Source organism: Paenibacillus sp. HGH0039 (assembly GCF_000411255.1).
Taxonomy (GTDB): Bacteria; Bacillota; Bacilli; order Paenibacillales; family NBRC-103111; genus Paenibacillus_F.
This window is the reverse complement of record NZ_KE150413.1, coordinates 512,953-536,850: the sequence shown is the minus strand read 5'-3', so window position 1 is coordinate 536,850 and position 23,898 is coordinate 512,953. Positions and strand designations below refer to the sequence as shown.

Below are 23,898 nucleotides of genomic sequence, written 5' to 3'. Positions count from 1 at the left end.
AGGCTTTTTAGCGTTGTACGAGACGGAAGATCTCAACGGGCATGTTCGCCCAGGTTCTCCAGAGCCTCTTCGGGAAGCAGCCCTACCCGGACTAGTCCCTTGAGAATGCCGTCTTCGGAGCACGAGTCCGTGACCACATCCGCCGCGGCTTTCGCTTCGGGGGCCGCATTGCCCATCGCGATTCCCGTTCCTACGCTGGTGAGCATCTGAATATCGTTCAGCCCGTCGCCGAAAGCGTAACAATTCTCGTTCGGAATTCCGACGGCTTTGAGCATTTCCTGAATGCCGATCGCTTTGGAGCTTCCGGCAGGCAGAACATCAAGAGCATGCTCGTGCCAGCGGATGAACTGATAATGCGGGTACCGCTCGGCGTACAGTTTCTCGGCTTCGGCGTCGCAGAATAAATGTCCCTGAAATACCGCAGAATGTTTGTAAAACTCCGGATCGGCTTCCGGACACGGAATCTTGAGGTTATCGTAGCTTTCCTTTACATGCGGATGCGAGCTGCTTACGCGAGTCTCGGGGTGGCCGCAGTACGCCAGGGGATGGCCCTGCTCGTCCGCCGCTTGGACCAGTTCCGCAAGCTTCGCGGGATCCATCGGATTCGAATAAATTTCACGGCCTTCGAACAGCACGTACTGTCCGTTAATGGACACGTAGGACGAAATGCCGAGTTCTTCCCTCACGTCCTTGAACATGGACGGTACGCGCCCGGTCGCTATGGCCGTAAACACGCCCCGTTCCTGCAGCAGCCTGACGGCTTTACGGGTGGATGCGGGAATCTGTTTATTTTCATCCAGCAAAGTCCCGTCGATATCAAAAAATACGATCGCTCTCTCCATCTCTCTATACCCCTTCCGGTATAAGTTCGTTCTAAAAAATCTGTCGAGGTATCAAGGTCTTGATAAGAAGCCCACCGCCTCATCCGTAACGCCCCGGAGGTTACGCCGGACGGAGACGTGAAGGCTTGCGAATTAAGCGTAAAGTATGAAATGCTTTTCACGTCAAGTCTCTCTCCCGAAATTTTTGACGCGGACGATCGGGCTGCTTTAAACTGAGGACAGAAAGGAGGCCGGACCTATGGCCAACATCAAGGACATTGCCAGACTGGCCGGAGTCTCCGTAGCGACCGTTTCCCGCGTGCTCAACGACCATCCTTACGTCAGCGAAGCCAAACGCGCGGCTGTACAGGAAGTCGTACACCGCCTTAACTATTCCCGCAATGTGAATGCGGTTCATCTCATCACCGGCAAAACGAACATGGTCGGGGTGGTCATCCCCTACCTTAATCTGCCCTACTTCAACAGCATTATGGAAGGAATCGCGCAAGAGGCGCTGGAAGCCAATGTGCATCTGCTCGTCAGCCAGACGAACTATGCGGCGGATAAAGAGACCGAGCTGCTGAACATGCTAAAGATCAAACAGATCGACGGCCTGCTGATCTGTTCCCGATCCCTGGAGTGGGAAGTCATCGAGGCTTACTCGCAGTTCGGACCGATCATTGCCTGCGAATATATCGAGAGCGACCGGATCTCGTCCGTCCATATCGACCATTACGGCAGCTTCCGGCTGGCTATGCAGCTTCTTCTGGAAAAAGGACACACCCGCATCGGCTACTGTCTGGGGCGGGGGCACAGCTTTAACAGCCGGAACCGGCGGCGTGCCTTTTCCGACGCCCTCTCTTCGGCGGGTGTTCCCGTCCGGGAGGAGTGGATGTTCTACCAGATCTACTCCATCGAAGACGGAGCGGAGGTAGTCCGCAGCATCCTGGACATGGAGGAGCGTCCGACCGCTCTGCTCGTGGCGGGCGACCAGGTAGCCGCCGGCATCATCAGCGAGGCGGTCAAAAACGGCCTCCGCGTACCGGAGGATCTGGCGATCGTCTCTTTCGACAACCACCCGATTGCGCAGCTGTTCGATATCACCACGATCGACAACCGGCTCGTCGAAATCGGGCGCACGGCCTTCTCCCTGCTGCTGAAGCGCCTGCAGGACCCCGCCAGCCCCGTGGAACACCGGGAGCTGCCGTTCCGCCTCATTGAACGCGCGACCGTGTAGCGCCGCTTCAAGAGTGCCGGGCTTGGCACGGAGCGGCATGCCGTTTGGCGCCCGTCTTGCGGCCCTTCCGCTCGGCAGGAGCCCGGCAGCGCGGCGGCAGCCTTGGGCAACGCGGCGGGCTGCGACAGGAGCCCGGGGCGTAGTTGCCGCGCATCGTGCGGCTTCGCCCCGGGAAGCTGGTGGCGGACCCGGACCAGCCGCCATTACCCGGCCGCGTGAGGTTCCTAACAGCGGATACGTGATAAATCCGGCAAAAGGAACCGAGCGCATCGCCTCACTACGAAGCCTATGCGCAAAAAAAGGCTCCCGCCCCCTCGTTACGGGGGCGGGAGCCTTTCTGCCGTGCGCCTGCTCAGTTCCCGGCAGACGCGGACGCCGCCGATGCGCGGCCCAGCGGCATCGAATACACGGACGGCCGACCGCCCGCTTCCGGCCGGTACACGGCCAGCAGCAGCGATTCCGCCGAAGTATCGAGCGAGCCGTCCTGCAGGTAGCGCTGCAAGTCGAACGGGATCACTTCGATGACGGCATGCTTGTGCAGGTCCTTTTCGCCCATGCGCAGCTCGCTGAAATTGCCGGAAACTTCATCCGGACGATCCGCGGCTCTTTTTAAATAATCGCTCTGTTCGGCTTTGTCCAGCTTGAAATCCCACCAGATTTTACGCGGCTTGTATTTGTGATTCAGGAAATAATCAAGCTTCATCAGCCCTTCGATAACGTCCATCCGTTCGGTGCCCCGCCAAGTCAGGAAAGCATGCAGCCGGGTGAATAAATCTTCCAGCTGGTGGCCGATTTTCTGCCAGCCTCTTTCCTCCCAGTAATCGCCGAACTCCTGGAAGAAATCGAATGCCGAAGAAAATTCCGAGGCAATCAAGTCATTCACGGTATGGTCCGTGCGGTGGGCGTTCCAATATTTCTCCAGCACGTCTTCTACACGTTTGATCCGGATCAGGTCGGTAAACGGCAGAATGTCGTTGCCCAGAATCTCATAGGGCGCCTGATCCATGAAAATGTAGCCGTACTTAGCCGCATCGATGCGCAGACCGGTTCCCCGGAGCATTTTCAGGAACCCGAGCTGAAGCTCCTCGGGGCCAAGCGCGAAGACGTCGTTGAACGTTTTGCGGAAGGAGTCGTAGTTTTCCTCGGGAAGGCCGGCGATCAGATCCAGATGCTGGTCGATTTTGCCGCTTTCCTTCACCTTCGTCACCGTGCGGGTAAGCTTGGCGAAATTTTGGCGGCGCTTCACCAGGTTGTTCGTCTCATCGTTCGTGGACTGGACGCCGATCTCGAAGCGGAAAATTCCCGGAGGCGCGTTCTCGGCGAGGAAATCCAGCACTTCGGGCCGCATAATATCGGCCGTAATCTCGAACTGGAACACGCAGCCCTGATGATTGTCAATCAGGAACTGGAAAATTTCCAGGGCGTAATCCCGCTTAATGTTAAACGTCCGGTCGACAAACTTAATAAGTTTGGCTCCGTTCGCTATGAGATACAGGATTTCGGACTTCGTCCGCTCCATATCAAAATAGCGCACCCCCACCTCGATGGAGGATAGGCAGAACTGGCATGAGAACGGGCAGCCCCGGCTCGTTTCGAAGTAAACGACCCGGTTCCCGAGGTCCTTAAGATCTTCTTCGAACCGGTGTGGAGAAGGAATCGCATTCAGGTCCAGCTTCGGACGGCCGGGGGTCAAAATAATTTCTTCCCCTTTGCGGTACGCGATGCCGTACACGAAATGAAACTTCCGCGTAGTCGACAGCTCCTGAAGGAAATGCTTGAACGTCTCTTCCCCTTCGCCCATAACGATAAAATCTACTTCCGGAACGGTGCGCATCCATTCCTCCGTATCGTAGGAGACTTCCGGTCCGCCGAGTACGATGGTCAGATCGGGACGGATTTTTTTGATCATGCGGATGACGCGGAGTGTTTCTTCAATGTTCCAGATGTAGCATGAAAAACCGAGCACGTCGGGATTTTTGCCGTATAAGTCCGAAACGATGTTCATCGCCGGATCTTTGATCGTGTACTCCACGATATCAATCGGAAATTCGGGCTCGCTGAATGCCTTCAGGTACCGCAGAGCCAGCGAAGTATGAATGTATTTGGCGTTCAATGTGGCAAGAACGATATTCATGGTCGTTTACAACCTCTTTTATCAATAAAATCAAGGATCGTTCTTATTCTACACGAACCCCGCCGAGTTGACAAAGCGGAGGGATACGGGCGCATGCGCCTTGTCAGCGCGGCGTGTCGAATTCCGGCTCTGTGTCCTCCCACCCGGCGCCCGTCTCGGAAGACCAGGAAGGAAACTGATCGGCGGCGGGCAAGGCAGGCACATCGGCGTACACGTTCCTCCACCGCTCCGCCTGTTCCATCAACTGCCGCTCCACCTGTTCCTTGCGCTGCATAAGTTCACCGGGGTCCCCCGCCTCCTGCTGAATCGCCTTGCGGATGCTGGTATGCTCCTGAAGCCATTGGGTAAGCTGGTACAAGATCATGGGCGTCTCCTCCTTTTAAAGCGCTGTCATTTAGGTATCAGGTTGCCCTTTTAGACGCCGGGTCATACCGTTTGGAGAAACCGTAAATCGCAAAACATACATATTTTTCTTTTATTGAAACATTTCTCCTGCCCTTGCAGTCTAAAGTTTCAAAGCCGCCGGACCTAGTTCACGGATAAACCCGACGGACCGAAAATTCAGGAGGGATTCGATTATGAAAAGCAAAAAGCCGGTTTTTTATTTAACGGGAGGCATTCTGATCGGAACGCTCTTCTCCCAGACAGATGTGTGGGCCAAGCCTGTAATCGACTATCTTCTTCAAGCGGCGACCTATCCGGTAACCGTTGACGGGCAGACATACAACTCTCCCGATCTTCCCCTGCTAAATTACGAGGGCAGCACGTATGTCCCCCTGAAATCGTTGGGTGATTTGCTCGGAGCTTCCGTGACCTGGAACGATTCGCTCAAACAAGCGGAAATTCTCAAGACCAAGCCATCGGCCGCAAAAGAAGATCTCTCCGTCGCTGCCAAAGATTATTACGGCGCCGTGGAGCAATGGACGTTTGACACGCTTTATCAGCCGGATAAAGGAACCTTGGATGAGAAGGGCCGCGGAGAACTGTTGAAACAGCTCGAAACCGTCTACGGACCGAATCTGGCCGCCCGCTTTTTCGACTACGGCTATATGAAAGAAAGCGACGGCAGCTATCTCTCGCGTCCGGGGGACCATCTCCCCCTGCGGAAGCTGAACCGCAACATCATCGCCACCCATGAGATCGCAGGCGGGAAAACTATCGTTACCATTAAGGGAGAAATCGAATATAACCTGGACGGAAAAACATTCACAGACCGGTACAAACAGCAGTATACAATTGATCCTCTTACGTTAAAGATTATCGATATCGCTTATCTGGCTCTTCCGATCTGAATGTACGGAGCCTTTTATCAAAACAATAAAAGAACCGCTTCCTGTTACGGAAACGGTTCTTTGCTCTATATTCAGGCGGTTCCTATATGACGTCCGCCTTACTCCCACTTGAAGGTAAAACTCGCGATCGCGAAAGCCACGACCATCCAGCCGCCGAGGATAAGGGCCTGCGGCCACAGCACGGTTAAATCCGCCCCCACGTTCATGACCTGCCGCATAGCCGTCGACAGATGCGTGATCGGGATCAGGTTCACGACCGGCTGGAGGAAAGACGGGATGCTGTCCGCCGAGAAGAAGACGCCCCCCAGAAAGAGCATCGGGAACGAAATAAATCCCGCGATCGGTCCGGCGCTTTCCGGTGTTTTCGCCAGCGACGCGACGATAAAGCCGACCGACATAAACGCCAGCGTGCCGAGAATAACGAAAAGCAGAAGCAGCCCCCACGAGCCGTTCACTTTCGTTCCGAAGATGACGGACGCGATGAGCAGAACGATCACCGCCTGAAGTCCGTTCAGCAAGAGCCTCGCCGTGATTTGCGAGGCGATGAACGTGGACGACTTCAGCGTGGTGCTCTGCATCCGTCGAAGAATGCCCCTCTCCCTCCAGGAGGCGATCTGTCCCGCCACACCGTTGAGGTTGTTGGACATGATCATCATCGACACGATGCCGGGAACGAGAAAGTCGATATACGACAGCTTCAGCGCCTGAACGCCTTCCGCTTTGACCGTTATCGCCGGCTTGTAGGCGGTCTTCTCTTTGGAGATGCCGTCCGCCACCTGGGCCACGACGGTTTTGCCGAGCTCGGCGGTCATCATGTTCGTCTGGTCATAGTAAACGTTGACGGAGGAGGCCTCTCCCCCTTTGACGGCGGCATCGAGTCTGTTGCCGTATCCCGCGGGGATGACGACCACCATCTGAAGATTGCCGTCCTTGAGCTTTTGGAGCCCCGGAGCCGTGTGCTCCTCCTGTTTGAGCTTCATGGCAGGCGTCTTCATCAGAGCGCCGACCAATTGAGCCGACTGGGCCGACCGGTCCTGGTCGATGACGACTCCGTTGATGGACATGCTGCTGCCCCCTCCGAAGAACGTGCCGAACATGACCATGAAGAAGACAGGGAACAGAAAAGACCAGAGAAGCACCTGCTTGTTCCGGATAAAAATCCGGAGCTGTGCGAGCGTCAATTGAAGGTACGCTTTCATTCTTCTCTCAGGCTCCTTCCTGTCATGTGAATGAACACGTCCTCCAGCGTGGCTGTCCGTGTCAGCAGATCCGTCAGCTTCCAGCCCCGCAGCTCCGCCTCCCGGATCAGGCCGGTGAGCGACTGCTGGAGATGGTCAGTGTACAGCACGAGGGTGTCGCGGGCAAGCTCCACCTGCTTCACGCCCTGGAGCCTGCGCAGCGTGTCCGTCAGCTCCGTCCGCTCCCGCGGGGAAGCCGACTCCGCCTGGGGCAGCCGGAATTCAATCGCGTTCTCCGATTGAAGGCTGCGCACCAGGTTGGCCGGCGTATCCAGCGCGACGACCTGACCCTTGTCGATCAGGCAGATCCGGTCGCACAGCACGTGCGCCTCGTCCATGTAATGCGTGGACAGGACGATGGTCTTGCCCTTCTCCTTCAAGCGCAGGATAATGTCCCAGAGCGTGCGCCGCGCCTGCGGGTCGAGACCCGTGGTCGGCTCGTCCAGGAACAGCACCTGCGGGTCGTTGACCAGCGCGATCGCGATGGCGAGCCGCTGCTTCTGTCCGCCGGACAGATGCTTCACGCGGTCACCCGCTTTCTCTTCCAGCGTCATATCCGCGAGCAGGGGGCCGACAGGCACCGATTTCGGGTAGAAGCTGGCGTACATCTCCACGATCTCGCGCACCTTCAGCAGATCGAACAAGGAGGTCGATTGCAGCTGGACGCCGATCACTTCCTTGACCTTGCGAAGCTCCCGGATGGTGTCGTACCCCGCAATACGCGCCGTTCCCCCGTCGGGCTTGCGCAGCCCTTCCATCATTTCGATGGTCGTGGTCTTGCCCGCACCGTTGGGACCGAGCAGCCCGAACACCTCTCCCTTGCGTACCTGGAAGCGCACGCCGTTTACGGCCGTGAAGCTTCCGTACGTTTTGACCAGCCCGTCCACATCAATGAGAATTTCGTCTGATAATCCGTCCGTCTGCGGCATTCCCAGCCTCCTTTATTCCATTTTTATGTACGTTTTGTTCCGGCGGATGCCGAACCAAGTACGAATTTCGCGTTCATTTTCCCAAAAGGAATTCCAGCTTTTCCATTATATCACTCGATCAGGCACTTATCACGAGCCCGGGCGGGGTGAAAATAATTCCCCAATGCGCTATAGTAAATGGATAGAAGATCCGAAGGAGCCAACCTATGCGAAAACAGCGTCCCCCTTTTAACTCCAAAACGAAACCGGCCAGGCCAGCCGCCCCGAAAACGGACAAAGAACCGACTCAATTCGAAATCGGGCAGCCGGCCGAACTGATGAAATTTTTGCTTGAAAAGCTTGCGAATAAAGGAAGAAACACCGTTAAGGGCATTCTGTCCAGAGGCCAAGTATCCGTGAACGGCAAAAAAACGACCCGCCACGACCATCCCCTCCAGCCCGGCGACCGCGTTACGGTTCAGTGGAGCGTCGTTACCGAAGAGGAGAAACCGATCGGACTGCACATACTGCATGAAGACGAGGACCTTCTGGTTATCAATAAAGAAGCGGGCCTTCTTTCGATCTCCGGCGGAGACGAGAAGGAATTGACCGCCTATTGGCAGCTGACCGAGCATGTCCGCAGAAAAGACCCGAAAGCGCGTATTTTCGTCGTCCACCGGCTGGACCGGGATACGTCGGGCGTTATGCTTTTCGCCAAGAACGAGAAAACCCAGCAGACGCTTCAAACCGCCTGGCAGGAGGCCGTGCACGAGCGCTCCTACGTAGCCCTCGTCGAACGAAAGGTCAAGAAGCCCGAGGGTACGATCGTCTCCTGGCTGAAAGAAAGCAAAACGCTGCTGATGTACTCCAGTCCCGTGGATAACGGCGGACAGAAGGCGGTCACGCATTATAAAGTGCTGCAGGCTTCCTCCGACTACTCCCTGCTTGAAGTTCAGCTCGAAACGGGCCGTAAAAACCAAATCCGCGTCCACATGCAGGACATCGGCCATCCGGTTGTCGGCGACAAGAAGTACGGCTCCGTGAAAAACACGATCGGCCGGCTCGGTTTACACGCCCGGGTCATCGCGTTCGAGCATCCTTCCACGGGACAGCCAATGCGGTTCGAGACCCAAATTCCGGGCAAGTTTCTGCGGGTTTTCGCCAGCAAGCCCACTTCATAAAAGGAGAATCCCATGAACGGACAATCGAGAAAAAATATCCATGCCGGACTGACCGTCGACATTGTGCTCAAACAGGATCAGCGTACAGGCAAACGGACGCGCGGAGTCGTGAAAGATATTTTGACGAATTCGCCCAATCATCCCCACGGCATCAAAGTCAGACTGACGGACGGCCAGGTCGGACGGGTGCAGGAAATTGTACAAGAGCCCTGAAACCCTATTGTAAAGCGCCCTGAAAACCAATAAACTAAAAGTAATGAACGCAGTGAGGTGATACGAATGTCAGAGAATCAACAGACACCGCAATCCGCAGAAACACAACCGGCCGAAGGGGCCGAGCCGCGCAAAGTTTCGCTCGCGGAAGCCATGAAACAGAAAATGGCCCAGAAGAAAGCGGCGCAAGCCCAAGCCAACTCCCAGCAGAAGCACCAGGTAACCGGCAATCAGATGATGAAAAGCCAGCAGACCAAGAAACAAAACAATCAAAGAAGACGTATGGGTGTCTAAACTTTGAACGTCATAAGCAGTAGGCAAAGACATGAGGGTTCCGCTTCATGTCTTTATTTTTGCAGGAACCGGCGGTAAATCCGCCTAAACTCCTGCTGCAACATACTTCCGCCGGAGGTTCCTGAGATGTCCATGCTTTTATTTGTGATCGCCGGGCTCGCGGAAATCGGAGGCGGTTATCTCGTCTGGCTGTGGCTCCGCGAGGGCAAGCCTGTCGGATACGGAATCGCGGGCAGCCTTGTGCTCGTCCTGTACGGAATTATCCCGACTCTCCAGGCCTTTCCTTCTTTCGGACGGGTCTATGCCGCATACGGGGGCGTTTTTGTCGTACTCGCCGTAGTGTGGGGATGGCTTGTGGACAAAAAGACCCCCGATTTCTACGATTGGCTCGGCGCGGCCGTTTGCATCATCGGCGTGTCCATTATTTTGTGGGCGCCCAGAACCTGATCTGACGTCTTGAAGGAGGAGTTAACTTATGAACTTTCTCGACAGTCTGGTAGAGCAGCGCATTCAAGAAGCGATTCGAAACGGCGATTTCGACCATCTGCCCGGCAAAGGCAAGCCGCTCGTTCTCGAAGATTGGTCCGCTGTTCCGGAAGAGCTTCGTTTGTCGTATAAAATCATGAAAAATTCAGGATTCCTTCCCGAAGAAATGCAGCTCCGCAAAGACATGATCACACTGGAGGAACTCCTTGCATGCTGTCATGACGAAGAGGAACGAGGCAAGCTGAAGAAAACACTCAACGCGAAGAAGCTCCGCTTCAATATGTTAATGGAAGAGCGGAGCATGAACCTCTCGCCCGCGCTTGCCCTGTACCGGGACCGGATCGAAACGAAATTTTCCGCAGAACCGGATAAACCGTCCGAATAGGAAGAGAAACAGGAGAAACCGAGATGAACCTTACTACTCAAAATTTGCTTGAACTTACCCGGGACATCCAAGAGCGGCACGTCAACTTTGCCGTTTCGGACGTAAACTCGCATGTGCTCCGCATCGCGGTCATGACCGGCAATTACCGCTGGCATTTTCATCCCGATTCGGATGAACTGTTTATGGTGCTTGAAGGAGAACTCTTCATAGACTTCGAGGACGGAACGACTGCCTCGCTGAAAGCGAACGACACGCTTACGATTCCGGCGGGCACGGTTCACCGGACGAGGGCGGACGTGCGCACCGTCAATCTCTGCTTCGAAGCCAAAGAAGCGGAAACGGTTTTCGTGGACGAGCCTGCGGGGCAGGCAAAATAAAACGAGCTCTGCAGCCTGTTCTGCAGAGCTCGTTTTATTTCTTCATCCAGCTTGGCCTTGGGCGAGTCAGGGTTTGCTCGGTTCAACTGGGCCCATTCAAGGGAGCAAGGGGCATCCAAAGGCATTGTTGCACGCCCACAAAAAAACCGAAATGGTTACCTGAGCCGAAAGCCGCCCTCCGAATGGAGGATCTGGCCCGTAATCCACTCCGCTTCCTCGCCCGCGAGAAATGCGATCAGTCTGGCGGCGTCTTCCGGTCTGCCGATCCGGCCGAACGGGAACTGACCTGCGAGCCCGTTCCGGAGCTCTTCCGTTATCCAGCCGGTGTCGGTCGGACCGGGATTGACCGCGTTGACGGTCATCCCTTTGGGAGCCAGCTCGGCAGCCAATGTGACGGTCATCGCTTCGACAGCGGCCTTCGTAGCCGCATAAGCGATCTCACCCCGCATCGGCCCCAAAGACTGGCCGGATGTCAGGTTAATAATCCGGCCGCCCGATCCCCGGTTAAACCGGCGGCCGAATTCCACGCTGAGCAGGGCCGTGCCCCTCATGTTCACGGCGTAATGGGCATCCAGAGTCGCCGCATCAAGCTTCTCGTACCCGTCATTCACCGAGTAGGCCGCATTATTGACGAGGACTGACGGAAACCCGAGCCGCTTCTCCGTTTCGTCCACAATTCGCTTCGCCGCTTCCGGATCGGACTGGTCGATCTCCAGTCTTTCGCAGCGGACTCCCGACTCGGCCAGCTCCCGCAGAATCGCGTCAGGCCCCTCTTCATCCGCTCCCCAGGGCATTCCCTTATCGAATGCGGTCCAGGATGTGAATAGCACATCCATTCCTTTGGCCGCCAGCGCCCGGCATATAGCGGCGCCGATACCGATCCGGCGGGAAACTCCCGTGACGATGGCAACAGGTGCGTGGCCTTCCTTGGTTCTTATAGCAGCCTCATTTGCCGAATCCGGCCTATTTCCGTGCATGAATACCTCCATCCGCCTCCTACTAACGTTGATTAGGGAGGGCTTTTTGTTACCTTCAGTATAGAACGGCATCACGATCCCCTGCTGAGATTGTTCGATTATAAAGGAAATTTCCACCGCTCCCTTACATGGGCGGGTCAAATGCGTTATAATGAGACGGTTCTGATGCGCGGCACGGCTTGGAACGGAACAAGGAAGTGCCGGATTCATAACCCAATAAGAAAATCCATATGCTCCGCGCATATGGGAGAGGTTCGCGAACTCCCTCTATAAAAAACTAAGGAAAAACAATATCCCTGGATATTCGGGCACAGCTGCTTAAAAAGCGGGCGCTAGGTGTACGTTTTTTTGACGTTCACTTCCGGTTCGCTTTATGCTTGCGCTGCGTCCTTCCTTGAGGCATTGTTTTTGTTTTGTTTAAAATGACGGATCAAGAACTCTCTCCATCACCTATTTTTTATTTAAAAGGAGACGGAAGAGCGATGAAACATGAAAAAGCGGTTGTCGTATTCAGCGGCGGACAAGACAGCACGACGTGTCTGTTCTGGGCCCTGAAGCATTTTGGCGAGGTGGAGACGCTCACGTTCGATTACGGGCAGCGCCATAAACTCGAAATCGAATGCGCGGCGCAGATTGCGCGCGAGCTTGGCGTAAAGAACACCGTACTGGACATGAGCCTGCTGAACCAACTCGCACCCAATGCGCTGACGCGCGCCGATATCGAAATTGAAGAAAAAGAAGGCGAGCTTCCTTCCACGTTCGTGGACGGACGCAACCTGCTGTTCCTTTCGTTTGCAGGCGTATACGCCAAAGGGGCCGGGGCCAGACACCTCGTTACCGGCGTGTGCGAGACGGATTTCAGCGGCTACCCGGACTGCCGGGACGCTTTCGTAAAATCCCTTAACGTGACTCTGAACTTATCCATGGATTATCCATTCGTTATCCATACGCCGCTAATGTGGCTGAATAAAGCGGAAACGTGGAAGCTTTCCGACGAGCTGGGAGCTTTCGATTTTGTGCGCACCAAGACGCTTACATGCTATAACGGCATCGTCGGGGACGGCTGCGGCGAGTGCCCGGCATGCAAGCTCCGTTCGGCCGGTCTGCAGAACTATCTTCTGGAGCGCGAAGGAGCCGAGACCCGATGAAAACGCCCGGCGAATTTCGCATCGTAGAGAACCTTCAGCAGTACGGGCAGGACATCCGGCACGAACAGCTCCGTTACCATACCAAGCGCGTCCTCGTTTCCAAAGAGTTTACGTTCGACGCGGCGCATCATCTGCACGCTTACGAGGGCAAGTGCAAAAACCTTCACGGCCATACGTACAAAGCCGTTTACGGAATCAGCGGCTATGTCAACGAGATTGGCCTCACGCTTGATTTCGGAGAAATCAAAGACATCTGGAAAACCCGGATCGAGCCTTATCTCGATCACCGGTATCTGAATGAGACGCTCCCGCCCATGAACACCACCGCCGAGAATATGGTCGTCTGGCTGTACGAACAGATGGAGACGGCTCTGCAGTCGGATGAGATGCAGGCGAAAGCCCGGGGCGGACGGGTCGAATTCGTCCGTCTGTACGAGACGCCGACGAGTTATGCCGAAGCGCGACGGGAGTGGATGTCCGAATGAGCGCAAGCCATACAAACGCTGCGGTCCCGTCCCCTCCGCGGACCTTGCCTGCAGCGGGCAAACCGGCGGATGCTGCCGTGTCCCCACCGGGCAAAGCAGCAGCGGGTGAAGCAACCATCCCCGTGCTCGAAATCTTCGGCCCGACAGTCCAGGGCGAGGGCATGGTCATCGGGCGCAAGACGATGTTCGTGCGCACCGCCGGCTGCGATTACCGCTGCTCCTGGTGCGATTCCGCGTTTACGTGGGACGGATCGGGCGCAGGCGATATCCGTCCGCTCACCGCGGAAGCGGTCTGGGAGGAGCTCGTCCGCACCGGCGGCAGCCGCTTCTCCCACGTGACCTTGTCGGGCGGCAATCCCGCCCTCCTGCGCAGCCTGGGCCCGCTCGTGAAGCTGCTGCGGGCCAAAGGCATCCGCACCGCCGTCGAGACGCAGGGCTCCCGCTGGCAGGACTGGCTGACCGAGATCGACGAGGTCACGCTCTCTCCCAAGCCGCCAAGCTCCGGCATGGAGACGGACTTCGCCAAGCTGGACGACATCGTCCGGCGGCTGAACCCGGACGGCATCAGCCTCAAGGTGGTCGTGTTCGACGAACGCGATTTCGCGTTCGCCCGGGAAGTCCACCGCCGCTACCCTGCCGTCCCGTTCTACCTGCAGGCGGGCAATGAGGACGTCCGACTCGCGGACGACGACCTGCTTCGCGGGCAGCTGCTGCGCAAATACGAGTGGCTCGTCGACCTGACGATGGCGTCCGAGGATCTTAACGACGTGCGCGTGCTGCCTCAGCTTCACGCCCTGCTGTGGGGCAACAAGCGGGGCGTATGATCTCCGAGGATGGCAGTGGCCTGACCCTGCATCCGTCCAAGGCGGTTGACCGCCCAAATCAGAGCTCCAGCATGTTACCCCGGCAGACTTGCTTGCATCTTGCTTATCGACAGCATAGCAGCATGCTTTCTTGCAGTATGCCTATCATGCGGCCCTCGCACTTTTACAAACTTAAAACCGGAGGTGCCTTTATGGCCGGAAGAAACCAGGAAGATCTCGATCTCACCCTGCTGGGCAACCAGCAGACACAATATCCGTTTAATTATGCGCCGCAGGTGCTTGAATCCTTTGATAATAAACACCCTTACCGGGATTATTTCGTCAAATTCAACTGCCCGGAGTTTACGAGCCTGTGCCCGATTACGGGACAGCCCGATTTTGCCACCATTTATATCAGCTATATGCCGGACGCCAAAATGGTCGAAAGCAAATCGCTCAAACTATACCTGTTCAGCTTCCGCAATCACGGCGATTTCCATGAGGACTGCATGAACATCATTATGAACGATCTGATCAAGCTCATGGACCCGAAATACATTGAGGTCTGGGGCAAATTCACTCCGCGGGGCGGGATCTCCATCGATCCTTACTGCAATTACGGACGTCCCGGCACCAAGTACGAGCAGATGGCGGAACACCGCCTGATGAACCACGACCTTTACCCGGAAAAAGTCGATAACCGCTAAGCCGCCGACCCTTTAACCGGCTATAAACGGCTTAGCCCATACCCGTACCTGACCGAAAATAAGTTCCGGTATTTTCAACGTATCGCCCGCCGATATGCCTAAAGACCCCTTGGGGGTCTTTTTTTCTGCCGATGGGATGCCGATAACTTTGGTATACTAGGAAAGAACATCTAATTGGAGCTGGGTTGAAGGGCTTTCGGAATGGGAAGGGAAATAAATGGATAATATAGGGGACTATTTCAAATCGTTTTTTGCCAATATAAGCACCTTGCTCACATTTACTTATTTAGGCAGTCTGGCTTACAAATATGTTTTGTACCGGGTCCCCGTCAACTGGATGAAAGTGCTGTACATCCTGCTTTCGATAGCGGCGGGCTGGCTCTCCATGATGTACGGAGCCCGGCTGACCCCGACAGTCATCTTCGATTTAAGATTCGTTCCTATCCTGGCGGCTCCCCTGTTCCTGTCGCGTCCCTCCCACATTATGCTCATCGGAATCGGAATCGGACTGACGCGCTTATCGTTCGGCTTGAACCACGCCGCTTGGGCGGGCTTCGGCAATATGGTCATCCTCGGCGTCGTAACCGCGCTGACCAGCGAGCTGCTCAAACGCACCTCTCTGCGTCAGACCGCCCGGATTTTGCTGCTGATTCTTATCGTAAATCTGTTCAACGTGGCGGACATCGCGATTCTCGGGGTATATCCGGTCGCTACGTATCTGATCGAGCTTGCTCCGCTGTCCGGTACGGCGGGCCTGTTTTTCAGCTTTTTCTTTACATTCATCCTGCACGATTTCAAAGCGGATTTTCTCCGGCGGGAAGCGCTGAACAAGACCAATCGGGAATTGGCCGAACAGTTCCGGCTGGCCGAAGAAAGAACCGCGGAGCTTCAACAAATTCACGACGAGCTGGAAGTGAAAAACGAAGAACTGGTGGCCGCTTCCCGTTACAAATCCGAATTTCTGGCGAACATGTCTCACGAGCTCCGGACCCCGCTGAACAGCATGCTGATTCTGTCCCAGTTCCTGGCCGAAAATCAGAACGGGACGCTTTCGGAAGAAGAGATTGAATTTGCCGGGATTATTCACAGCTCCGGCCAGGATCTGCTTACGCTGATTAACGATATTCTGGATTTGTCCAAAATCGAAGCGGGACATATGTCCATCATGCCGGGAGAAGTGAACGTCAGCGAAGTCGTCGAAGCGATGACCCGCACGTTCGAACCCGTTGCCGCCCAGAAGGGCTTGTACTTTCACATCCGTTCAACCGGCGTTCCCGACATCATTCATACGGACGAACAGCGGCTTCAGCAGATTTTGAAAAATCTGTTGTCCAACGCGTTCAAATTTACCCAGCGGGGCGGTGTTACGCTTACCTTTTACGTTGAAATGGACGCCGAAGGCATTCAGCATCCCGCCGCCGCCATCCGGGATACCGGCATCGGCATCCGGGCGGACAAGCGGGAGCAGATCTTCGAGGCCTTCTACCAGGCGGACGGCACGACCAGCCGCAAATTCGGCGGAACCGGACTCGGCCTTTCTATTTCACGCCAGTTTGCCCGGCTGCTGGGCGGAGAAATCCGGCTGGCCAGTGAAGAGGGAACCGGAAGCACGTTTACCCTCCTCCTTCCTTCCAGCAGCTTGAGCGGTCAGGAGCAGGAGCTTCGGCAGCTCGCGGACGACGCCAAGCTTCCCCGGCTTACGCCGCTTTCTTCTCCGCTTCCGGAGGGAAGCAACCGATCGTCGCTCTGAGCGCCCGGTCCCTTCCCGGCGACCGGGAAGCCTGCATCGAAGCCGGGGCAACGGACTACATCACGAAGCCGGCCGATAACCACGCGCTCATGATGCCGGTGAAGCAATGCAGCATCAGGCCCGGCTGAGCTCAGAGAAAAAAAGCCTTCTTTCCTTGTCGGAAAGAAGGCTTTTTTGGTTCCGGCCCTTGAAGACACGGCCTACGGCATCCTTGCTCGAGCCGATGGACCACAGGGCCATCTATCTTAAAAACCTCGCGCCGGAAACGATAGAGCGGCCGGTGCCCTTCGACCATCCGCGAAAGCGGGCGCCGTGACACCATGCGGGAAGGGGGGAATTCCTTCTGCATGGCGGCGGGCCGCTTAACCCGATACTGTCGAAGAACATTGCCGCGCTGCTTTTCCCAGGCTCTTACCCGTGACAAATTAACGCGGAGGCATTTGTCCGGAACCGGAACCCGCTCCCTGCGGAATAAAACCGCTGAGATCGATTCCAAGCCCTTCCGCAAGCCGTGTCCCGTATTCCACATCGGCACGGAAGAAATTGCAGACGGCGCGAAGCTGGATTTGCATGTCCGTTTGTTTGAGGTCGTTCACGAGGTTATCGATCAGGTTAGCGCGTTCTTCCGGCGTAATCCGGCGGTAACGCTCGCCTGCCTGCGTGAAATCATCCGTTTTCTCGATTTTGCGGCGTGTAGTGGAGCCCGTCAGCGGATTCTCGCTCTCCGCATAGGTGCTTCCCGCTTCTTTCGGCGAATGGTCGTAGGAATTCGGCTCGTAATTGATCGGCGAATGGTCCTGGCGAACCGCCATTTGACCGTCCCGCTGATAATTGCGGACCGGCGCATAAGGGCAGTTTACCGGAATCTGCATATAGTTCGGTCCCAGCCGGTGGCGCTGTGTATCCGGGTAGGAGAACAGACGGCCCTGCAGAAGTTTGTCTTCGGAGGGTTCGATCCCCGGCACAAGCACGCTTGGCGCAAAAGCCGACTGCTCGACTTCGGCGAAGAAATTTTTAGGATTCTCGTTCAAGGTCATTCGTCCTACTTTAACGAACGGAACAAGATCTTCCGGCCACTCCTTCGTCGGATCGAGGGGATCGAAACTGAACTGATCCAAACGCTCCGGTTCCAGGATTTGCACATTCAGCTCCCATTCCGGATAATTGCCCGCCTCGATAGCGTCATACAAATCGCGCGTCGCGTGATTGTGGTCGCGGCCTCCTTGCTCCTCCGCTTCTTTGCGGCTTAAGGAACGGACACCTTGGAGCGATTTCCAGGTGTATTTGACGTAAACGACCTTGCTTTCCGCGTTTACCCATTTGAAGGCATGCACCCCGAATCCGTCCATTTCCCGGTAGTTGGCGGGAGTGCCTCGGTCGGAGAAGACCCAGGTCAGCATGTGGGTCGATTCGGGAGAAAGCGACATGAAATCCCACAAGTGATTTGGCGTTTGAACATTTGTATGCGGAGCCGGCTTCAGCGAGTGAACCATGTCCGGGAATTTCAGCGCATCGCGGATAAAGAATACGGGCAAATTGTTGCCGACGAGGTCATAATTTCCTTCGGACGTGTAGAACTTAACCGCAAAGCCGCGGGGGTCACGAAGCGTCTCCGGCGATCCGCTCGGATGAATAACCGTCGAGAAGCGGACAAGCACTTTCGTTTCAATGGAAGGGTCTTGCAGAAAAGTGGCTTTCGTATACTCGCTCATACTGGCATAAGGCCGGAATACTCCGAACGCCCCCGCACCCCGCGCGTGCACGACACGCTCCGGAATACGCTCGCGGTCAAAATGAGCCAGTTTCTCCAAAAGGTGATAATCTTCGAGCAGCGTCGGGCCGTGAGTACCGGCTGTCTTTGAATTCTGGTTGTCGGCAACGGGCGTGCCTTGATTTGTTGTGAGATAAGGACGATGTGGATTCATTCTGCACCTCTTTATAATTATTATTATATGAAAATGATTATCAATGTCATGACGGTAGTATAGCATCGTCTTCTTGTCTTCGTCAATAGAATGACTATAAAATTATAATGATTTTAATGTAGAAATAAAATCGCCTGATTTTTACAAATTCCGACGAGAAGGCAATTGCTTTAACCGACCGTGCTTGTTTACAATAAGAATAATCCGGTGGGAAGCAGCAATGTCCAGTCCAGGATAAGAAAGGAAGATTTTACAGGATGTCGAGCCCTATTTTAACAATCGTGGTGCCTTGCTATAACGAAGAAGAAGTTCTCCCGGAAACGGTAAGCCGGTTAAGCGCGGTTCTGGACCGCCTCATCCAAGAAAAGCTTGTCGCAAGAGAAAGTGTGATGCTTCTTGTCGATGACGGCAGCAAAGACCGGACCTGGGAGCTTATCGATCAATACAGCCGTTCCCATGACTATGTAACAGGCGTTAAGCTCGCACGGAATGCGGGCCATCAGAATGCCCTGCTTGCAGGTTTGATGACGGCGCGGCATACATCGGACATCGTGATTTCCATCGATGCGGATCTGCAGGACGATACGGACGCGATACGCGAATTTGTACTTAAGTATCTGGAGGGGGCCGAGATCGTTTACGGAATCCGCAGCGACCGGACGACCGACACCTGGTTCAAAAAAACGACCGCCGAATCCTTCTATAAATTAATGCTACGTCTGGGCGTCCAGATTAAGAACAATCATGCGGATTACCGGCTTATGAGCAAACGCGCGCTGGATTATTTGTCACGCTATAAGGAAGTCAATGTGTTTCTGAGGGGGATTGTCCCGCTCCTGGGACTGCGTACGGCCGAGGTCATGTACGAGAGGAAAGAACGTTTTGCCGGGGAATCGAAGTATCCGCTGCGCAAAATGCTGTCTTTTGCACTGGACGGGATTACGTCCTTCAGTGTCAAACCGATCCGCATGGTGACGATCACGGGATTTCTGCTTTCCATCTTCAGCGTGTTCGCCGGCGCTTACGCCATCATTTCTAAATTATGGGGAACGACGGCTTCCGGTTGGACTTCTCTTATTTTATCCGTCTGGTTTATCGGCGGAGTGCAGCTTCTTGCCCTGGGGCTGATCGGAGAATATATCGGCAAAATCTACCGGGAGGTCAAACAACGTCCCTTGTATCTCATCGAAAAGTCAATCCCGGCGCAGCAAGACTATGCAGATCCGGCAGACTTTGACCGAATTCCGGTAGGAGCGGGACGAGCGAGGCGTTAGTTTTTAGACGGGAACCGGTTTTCCGTGAAATTATGGGCATTCGCCCTTTTGCCGGAATCCCGGGACGGGATATCCTGACGGCCAGCTTCAGCACGGGGCTTACCTCTGCGCTGCGAGCCTTATGCCCCTAGTCTTGTCATCACACCGTGTGCTTACTGCGCACGGTGTTTTTCTATACGGGCTGCCTCAGGCTCCGAGGCTTATGACTATCTTACCGGACCGGATACCGCTGACCCCTTGATACTCCGGGAACTCTTGGGCATCCTAACCGCAGGAGGTGATAGCATGGCAAGAAGACGAAGCCGCAGAGCCGCTGTTCCCGGAAGCGAGCGCAGTCTGGATAAGTTCAAGAGCCAGGTTATGAGGGACGCGGGTTACAACGTGTCCGACGATCAGCCGAACCTGGTTAAATACGAAGTCGCCCGCACCCTTGGAGTGCCTCTGGAGCCGGGCAACAACGGTCAGCTTCGCACCGAGGATGCCGGTAAAATCGGCGGCGAAATCGGCGGCCGCATGGTGCGGGAGCTTGTCCGGATGGCGCAGAAGCAGCTGGCGGAACGCAGCGGACCGAAGTGATCCCGGAACGCCGGAACGCCCCCTGCAAGGTTGACTGCCCGCAAGTGCAGCCGCTCTGCGCGGAGGAGCATAAAACCGCGAATCCATCCGTCACCGGCGGGCCAAATCGGCCCGGATGACCAGACAGCCGTCTTCGCGGGTCATCCGGCATGAACCCGGCCGGATAGGCCTGAACAGGCGAATGATCTGCTTCCCGCCAATCCGGTTGCCGCTAAGGCGGATGCTCGACCTGTCCGCCGCCAGTTCAATCTCTCCCGGGCGTATCCCCGAAGGCTGCTGCACGATAACCATCAGCCCGCCCGCGCCCTCGGTTATCGAATAGGCAAAAGGCTCCGCCGCCTTGACCTTGGCGGTTTGCCGCTTCTTGCTTCCCGCAGCGAGGCCTTTAACCGGCTTTCGGCCGGAAAAGAGATTGGCCGCGGGAAGCTGGGCGACGGCAGGCTGATCTCCGCTCGCCCGGCGTTTCTCCCCGCCGCGCGGCGGAGTGCCTCCCTGCGCGCTCTGGTCCGCCGGACCCCCGGCCGGTTCGTTTTCCCAATCGGTTCCCATCCACTCCGGAATCCGGTAGCCCGGCATTGCCTCCCGGAGGAGCTTATCCAGCCATTGGTCCAGCCACACCGTGTTTTCCGGGTCTTCTGAAATCCGTTTGGACAGCTCGGTAAATAAAGTCTCCCCGCCTCCAAAAATGGAGGAAAACGAAGGAATCTCACCGGAACGAAATCCGAATTTCCGTTCCCACTCTTTTTCATAGTCGAACTCGCTCTTTCCTCCGCTCATCTTCTTCCCCTCTTTCCGCTTGTTTCAAGAAACGCAGCGTATCCCGCCGCCTTATACACACCAGACTATTCCGGAGCCGTACCTTTAGTGTTGGGTCAAGCCCGCCCGCAACTAAAAAAAACAGGTCCCGTAACCGGAACCTGTTGTACTGTCTCGCTCTTACCAGAAAAATCCGGGGCCGCCAAAACCGCCGCCGTAACCGAAACCGCCGCCGAAACCGAATCCGTTGACAAACGGGGATGTGCCGATGGCAAGCAAATCGAACAAGACGAGAGGAACGAACGCTTTTGTTTGAGCGGTTCCCTCTTGAGGCTCGAGAATCAGCTGGTCACCTTGAATACGTACCAGTTTGCCTCTGACCATGGAACCATCCTTGCGAACGGCCACGATGTTCTGACCAACTAGTTTGGACGCGTCATTACGAAGTGTGGAACTCATACCGTAATACCTCCCTTTTCAGCGAATCATGCATGCTACCTTACACCATATGCGGCCAGCTAACGGCCCGATTGGATAGCTGTCCCTTCTCCCTGTTTTATTGGGTCAAGGTATTCTTTCCAAGAGAGTGCGAGGAGTGCAAGCAGAAGGAAGGTGTCTTTTTTTCATAGAAAAAAGCCCCCTGCCGGAAGAATCCATCTCCATGCAGAAAGGCTTTTCACAAAAGGGTAAGCAGGCTTCAGGCCTTGCGAAGCTTGCCCAGTTCCGTTGTGATCGCGTCAATTTCGCTAATGCTGAAATTGGGTTTGCTCATCACCAGATCGTACAGATCCTTAAGATCTTCATATTGTTCCTGGCTAAAGTTGGACGCTTTAATCGATCCGCCTGTCGCCATTCTCAGTTTGGTTTTGATTTCGTCGAACATATACTCTACATTCCGTTCCGACCATACCGCCAAATCCAATGCGTTTCATCCTCTCGTTATCCGGTTATGCTTTTATTGTAACACGTTTTGACACCGGAAATCCCGTCCGTTACGATAGAATCTGACCCAAGCCCGGGCTTGACCACGCCGCGCATACAAGAGGATACGCAGCCTGTTCGGCTTCCTAGGCCTCCAACCCTTATTGCACGCTGGTTACAAAAGCCGCAAGGAGGAAATTCGCTTATGCTGCATACCTACGATCTTGTTACCCGCAGACGGGACGAAATGGTTGAAATTACAGACATCGTGGCTAGGCTGGTTCAGGAGAGCAGTCTGGAAGACGGCACCGCCATTGTATACTGCCCTCATACGACGGCAGGAATTACGATCAACGAAAATGCCGATCCCGATGTAAAAAGAGATGTACTCATGCGCCTGGATGAAGTGTTTCCCTGGGAGCACCCGCGCGACCGTCATGCGGAAGGCAATACGGCCGCTCATCTGAAAGCCATGACCGTCGGAGCCTCGCAAACCGTATTTATCCGCGGAGGCCGCCTTCAACTGGGCCGCTGGCAGGGAATCTACTTCTGCGAATTTGACGGGCCCCGCAGCCGTACGTTTACCGTTAAGCTGATTCGTGATTGACCAGACTGACTTTGGAAGATTCGGAACGGGCCGCCGTGGAGACCATGTTGCTGCACAGCAGCTGCACATGCTCTTCGGCAAGCTGTTCCACCAGCTCGTACGTCTGTCCGTAATGAATGGAATGCGAGATGAATCCGTGCATGGACATGAACAAGTTCCATGGGAGCCGGTATTCCTGATCTTCTTTGTCCGGCATTCCGGAAATGACCTGGCGTACGACCGTGGCAAACAGATCGAAACATTTCGCCTGCTCGGTACGCGAGTACTGGCGCAGCTCCTCGTCCCGGATCATAAACATGATTTCGTAGTGATGCGGGTTCTCCAACCCGAACCGGATAAACTCCATCATCAGTTTCTGCAGCAGGGGAACCCCGAGAACAGCGGATTCGACGATGATTTGCCGCTGCCGCTGCAGAAGTATGCCGAAATCCTCCAGAATGAGCGCATTGAACAGCTCTGCTTTTTCTCTAAAATGATAGTATAACGCGCCATGGCTGTAACCCATTGCTTTAGCGATGCTTCGCATCGTTAAAGCGCGATAACCGCGAGTTACGAATAACTCCCTGGCCTCTTCAAGAATCCGCTCTCTGCTAAGTTCCTGAGCGACTGCCTTCCTCGCCATAAGAATCCCTCCGCTTCGGTGGTGTATGAAATTGTTAGGGTAGCTCGCTATGTTCGATATATGTATGTTCGCCGCGTATGATGTTTCCTTGACCTTGGGTCAAATCGGTAAACCAGTCGGCGAAAGAATCCGCTTCGGCAGATAAGGGATAGCACCGGAGGATAACCTTGTCGGTAAATTCCGTATCGCCCATCCGCATGTTGCGGTTCCGCAGCTCATTCTCCACTTTACCCAGCCAAGTATAATCGATTTCAGCGAGCAGTTCCTGATGACTTACTTTGTAAACGGGCACCGCGGCCTGTATTCCCGCGACGGCGCCATCCGTGTAGGCTCTGATCAGCCCGCCGGCTCCCAGCATAATACCGCCGAAATACCGGGTGACGACCACGGCCACGTTCTTGAGATCCATATTCCGGATCACTTCGAGAATCGGCTTGCCGGCTGTGCCGCTCGGCTCCCCGTCATCCGACTGTTTCTGAATCTCATTTCGTTCCCCGATCATATAAGCGGAGCAATTGTGGGTCGCCATCGAGTGTTCTTTCTTCACGCCGGCAATAAAAGCAAGCGCTTCCTCCTCGGACGAAACCTGCAACGCCTGACCGATAAACCGGGAACGTTTGATGATGATTTCATCGGCTCCATGCTTCTGTACCGTTCTGTAGGATGCTATCATGTCGCTTCTTCATTCCATTTCCTAACGAATGCGCCTTCTGTTTCATATCATTTTACACAAATCAGAATATTAGTACAATAGTTAATTTAGTTCTAAGATTATTTCCAA

Annotated in this window: 28 protein-coding genes and 1 riboswitch; of the genes, 16 read left to right on the top strand and 12 right to left on the bottom strand. The window is 55.1% G+C overall.

From position 1 onward, the window contains the following. Positions 1-32: 32 nt before the first annotated feature. Positions 33-842, bottom strand: coding sequence for a Cof-type HAD-IIB family hydrolase (locus HMPREF1207_RS16745; protein WP_009672086.1), 810 nt, complete (start codon positions 840-842; stop codon positions 33-35). Between the two features lie 238 nt (positions 843-1,080). Here HMPREF1207_RS16745 and HMPREF1207_RS16740 point away from each other — a divergent pair, with 238 nt between their 5' ends. Next, positions 1,081-2,058 (top strand): LacI family DNA-binding transcriptional regulator, encoded by a 978-nt coding sequence (locus tag HMPREF1207_RS16740; RefSeq protein WP_009672019.1) that lies wholly within the window; start codon positions 1,081-1,083, stop codon positions 2,056-2,058. Between the two features lie 352 nt (positions 2,059-2,410). Here HMPREF1207_RS16740 and HMPREF1207_RS16735 read toward each other — a convergent pair whose 3' ends face one another. Beyond that, on the bottom strand, positions 2,411-4,192 hold the full coding sequence (locus tag HMPREF1207_RS16735; RefSeq protein WP_009672137.1) for a B12-binding domain-containing radical SAM protein: 1,782 nt from the start codon (positions 4,190-4,192) through the stop codon (positions 2,411-2,413). 103 nt (positions 4,193-4,295) lie between these two features. Then, positions 4,296-4,556, bottom strand: coding sequence for a hypothetical protein (locus tag HMPREF1207_RS16730; protein WP_009672150.1), 261 nt, complete (start codon positions 4,554-4,556; stop codon positions 4,296-4,298). Between the two features lie 214 nt (positions 4,557-4,770). Between HMPREF1207_RS16730 and HMPREF1207_RS16725 the strand changes: the two genes are divergently transcribed. After that, on the top strand, positions 4,771-5,484 hold the full coding sequence (locus HMPREF1207_RS16725; RefSeq protein WP_009672218.1) for a stalk domain-containing protein: 714 nt from the start codon (positions 4,771-4,773) through the stop codon (positions 5,482-5,484). A 98-nt stretch (positions 5,485-5,582) separates the two neighbouring features. On the opposite strand, the gene HMPREF1207_RS16720 is transcribed toward HMPREF1207_RS16725, so the two are convergent. Next, the gene (locus HMPREF1207_RS16720) at positions 5,583-6,683 is read right to left on the bottom strand and encodes an ABC transporter permease (protein ID WP_009672118.1); all 1,101 of its coding nucleotides are present in this window, start codon (positions 6,681-6,683) and stop codon (positions 5,583-5,585) included. Beyond that, a complete protein-coding gene (locus HMPREF1207_RS16715) occupies positions 6,680-7,651 on the bottom strand; it encodes an ABC transporter ATP-binding protein (RefSeq protein WP_009672206.1) in 972 nt (323 codons plus the stop codon). Before HMPREF1207_RS16715 ends, HMPREF1207_RS16720 begins: the two co-directional genes overlap by 4 nt. A gap of 206 nt (positions 7,652-7,857) precedes the next feature. Between HMPREF1207_RS16715 and HMPREF1207_RS16710 the strand changes: the two genes are divergently transcribed. The 6 genes from HMPREF1207_RS16710 to HMPREF1207_RS16685 all read left to right on the top strand — a co-directional run bounded on the left by HMPREF1207_RS16710 (position 7,858) and on the right by HMPREF1207_RS16685 (position 10,566). Continuing rightward, positions 7,858-8,811 carry an RluA family pseudouridine synthase gene (locus HMPREF1207_RS16710; protein ID WP_009672252.1) on the top strand — a complete coding sequence of 318 codons (954 nt, stop codon included), beginning with the start codon at positions 7,858-7,860 and terminating at the stop codon, positions 8,809-8,811. Positions 8,812-8,823: 12 nt separating this feature from the next. Continuing rightward, on the top strand, positions 8,824-9,024 hold the full coding sequence (locus tag HMPREF1207_RS16705; RefSeq protein ID WP_009672054.1) for a YwbE family protein: 201 nt from the start codon (positions 8,824-8,826) through the stop codon (positions 9,022-9,024). 66 nt (positions 9,025-9,090) lie between these two features. Beyond that, a complete protein-coding gene (locus tag HMPREF1207_RS16700; RefSeq protein ID WP_009672142.1) occupies positions 9,091-9,318 on the top strand; it encodes a hypothetical protein in 228 nt (75 codons plus the stop codon). 126 nt (positions 9,319-9,444) lie between these two features. Then, a complete protein-coding gene (locus tag HMPREF1207_RS16695) occupies positions 9,445-9,765 on the top strand; it encodes a YnfA family protein (RefSeq protein ID WP_009672109.1) in 321 nt (106 codons plus the stop codon). A gap of 28 nt (positions 9,766-9,793) precedes the next feature. Then, a complete protein-coding gene (locus HMPREF1207_RS16690; RefSeq protein WP_009672138.1) occupies positions 9,794-10,189 on the top strand; it encodes a DnaJ family domain-containing protein in 396 nt (131 codons plus the stop codon). A gap of 23 nt (positions 10,190-10,212) precedes the next feature. Further along, positions 10,213-10,566, top strand: coding sequence for a cupin domain-containing protein (locus tag HMPREF1207_RS16685; protein ID WP_009672040.1), 354 nt, complete (start codon positions 10,213-10,215; stop codon positions 10,564-10,566). A gap of 155 nt (positions 10,567-10,721) precedes the next feature. On the opposite strand, the gene HMPREF1207_RS16680 is transcribed toward HMPREF1207_RS16685, so the two are convergent. Then, positions 10,722-11,543, bottom strand: a complete 822-nt coding sequence (locus HMPREF1207_RS16680; protein WP_138918134.1) for an SDR family oxidoreductase — start codon at positions 11,541-11,543, stop codon at positions 10,722-10,724. A gap of 243 nt (positions 11,544-11,786) precedes the next feature. Continuing rightward, positions 11,787-11,830, top strand: a riboswitch (PreQ1 riboswitch). Positions 11,831-12,025: 195 nt separating this feature from the next. Here HMPREF1207_RS16680 and queC point away from each other — a divergent pair. The 5 genes from queC (at position 12,026) to HMPREF1207_RS16655 (ending at position 16,436) form a co-directional block, all read left to right on the top strand. After that, positions 12,026-12,691: a 7-cyano-7-deazaguanine synthase QueC gene (gene queC / locus HMPREF1207_RS16675; RefSeq protein ID WP_016423827.1), complete on the top strand. Its 666-nt coding sequence runs from the start codon at positions 12,026-12,028 to the stop codon at positions 12,689-12,691. Beyond that, positions 12,688-13,176: a 6-carboxytetrahydropterin synthase QueD gene (gene queD / locus HMPREF1207_RS16670; protein WP_009672131.1), complete on the top strand. Its 489-nt coding sequence runs from the start codon at positions 12,688-12,690 to the stop codon at positions 13,174-13,176. The genes queC and queD overlap by 4 nt, the downstream gene beginning before the upstream one ends. Further along, positions 13,173-14,000, top strand: a complete 828-nt coding sequence (gene queE / locus HMPREF1207_RS16665; protein WP_009672107.1) for a 7-carboxy-7-deazaguanine synthase QueE — start codon at positions 13,173-13,175, stop codon at positions 13,998-14,000. Before queD ends, queE begins: the two co-directional genes overlap by 4 nt. A gap of 191 nt (positions 14,001-14,191) precedes the next feature. After that, positions 14,192-14,686, top strand: a complete 495-nt coding sequence (gene queF, locus HMPREF1207_RS16660) for a preQ(1) synthase (RefSeq protein WP_009672067.1) — start codon at positions 14,192-14,194, stop codon at positions 14,684-14,686. Positions 14,687-14,903: 217 nt separating this feature from the next. Next, positions 14,904-16,436, top strand: coding sequence for a sensor histidine kinase (locus HMPREF1207_RS16655; protein WP_009672275.1), 1,533 nt, complete (start codon positions 14,904-14,906; stop codon positions 16,434-16,436). Positions 16,437-16,861: 425 nt separating this feature from the next. On the opposite strand, the gene HMPREF1207_RS16650 is transcribed toward HMPREF1207_RS16655, so the two are convergent. Further along, the gene (locus tag HMPREF1207_RS16650) at positions 16,862-18,361 is read right to left on the bottom strand and encodes a catalase (protein ID WP_009672160.1); all 1,500 of its coding nucleotides are present in this window, start codon (positions 18,359-18,361) and stop codon (positions 16,862-16,864) included. 257 nt (positions 18,362-18,618) lie between these two features. On the opposite strand from HMPREF1207_RS16650, the gene HMPREF1207_RS16645 reads away from it, so the two are divergent. Further along, positions 18,619-19,635, top strand: a complete 1,017-nt coding sequence (locus HMPREF1207_RS16645; RefSeq protein ID WP_009672148.1) for a glycosyltransferase family 2 protein — start codon at positions 18,619-18,621, stop codon at positions 19,633-19,635. A gap of 285 nt (positions 19,636-19,920) precedes the next feature. Continuing rightward, a complete protein-coding gene (locus HMPREF1207_RS16640) occupies positions 19,921-20,211 on the top strand; it encodes an alpha/beta-type small acid-soluble spore protein (protein WP_009672077.1) in 291 nt (96 codons plus the stop codon). Positions 20,212-20,301: 90 nt separating this feature from the next. Here the strand turns inward: HMPREF1207_RS16640 and HMPREF1207_RS16635 are convergent, their stop codons facing one another. The 3 genes from HMPREF1207_RS16635 to HMPREF1207_RS16625 form a co-directional block, all read right to left on the bottom strand. Beyond that, a complete protein-coding gene (locus tag HMPREF1207_RS16635; RefSeq protein WP_009672180.1) occupies positions 20,302-20,988 on the bottom strand; it encodes a hypothetical protein in 687 nt (228 codons plus the stop codon). A 159-nt stretch (positions 20,989-21,147) separates the two neighbouring features. Next, on the bottom strand, positions 21,148-21,426 hold the full coding sequence (locus HMPREF1207_RS16630; RefSeq protein WP_016423826.1) for a hypothetical protein: 279 nt from the start codon (positions 21,424-21,426) through the stop codon (positions 21,148-21,150). A gap of 238 nt (positions 21,427-21,664) precedes the next feature. Next, a complete protein-coding gene (locus tag HMPREF1207_RS16625; RefSeq protein WP_009672213.1) occupies positions 21,665-21,889 on the bottom strand; it encodes a DUF1128 domain-containing protein in 225 nt (74 codons plus the stop codon). A 204-nt stretch (positions 21,890-22,093) separates the two neighbouring features. On the opposite strand from HMPREF1207_RS16625, the gene HMPREF1207_RS16620 reads away from it, so the two are divergent. After that, positions 22,094-22,495 carry a secondary thiamine-phosphate synthase enzyme YjbQ gene (locus HMPREF1207_RS16620; protein ID WP_009672144.1) on the top strand — a complete coding sequence of 134 codons (402 nt, stop codon included), beginning with the start codon at positions 22,094-22,096 and terminating at the stop codon, positions 22,493-22,495. On the opposite strand, the gene HMPREF1207_RS16615 is transcribed toward HMPREF1207_RS16620, so the two are convergent. Then, positions 22,476-23,117 (bottom strand): TetR/AcrR family transcriptional regulator, encoded by a 642-nt coding sequence (locus HMPREF1207_RS16615; RefSeq protein WP_009672155.1) that lies wholly within the window; start codon positions 23,115-23,117, stop codon positions 22,476-22,478. The genes HMPREF1207_RS16620 and HMPREF1207_RS16615 overlap by 20 nt on opposite strands. A 34-nt stretch (positions 23,118-23,151) precedes the next feature. Then, the gene (locus HMPREF1207_RS16610; protein WP_009672084.1) at positions 23,152-23,790 is read right to left on the bottom strand and encodes a YigZ family protein; all 639 of its coding nucleotides are present in this window, start codon (positions 23,788-23,790) and stop codon (positions 23,152-23,154) included. Positions 23,791-23,898 lie beyond the last annotated feature (108 nt).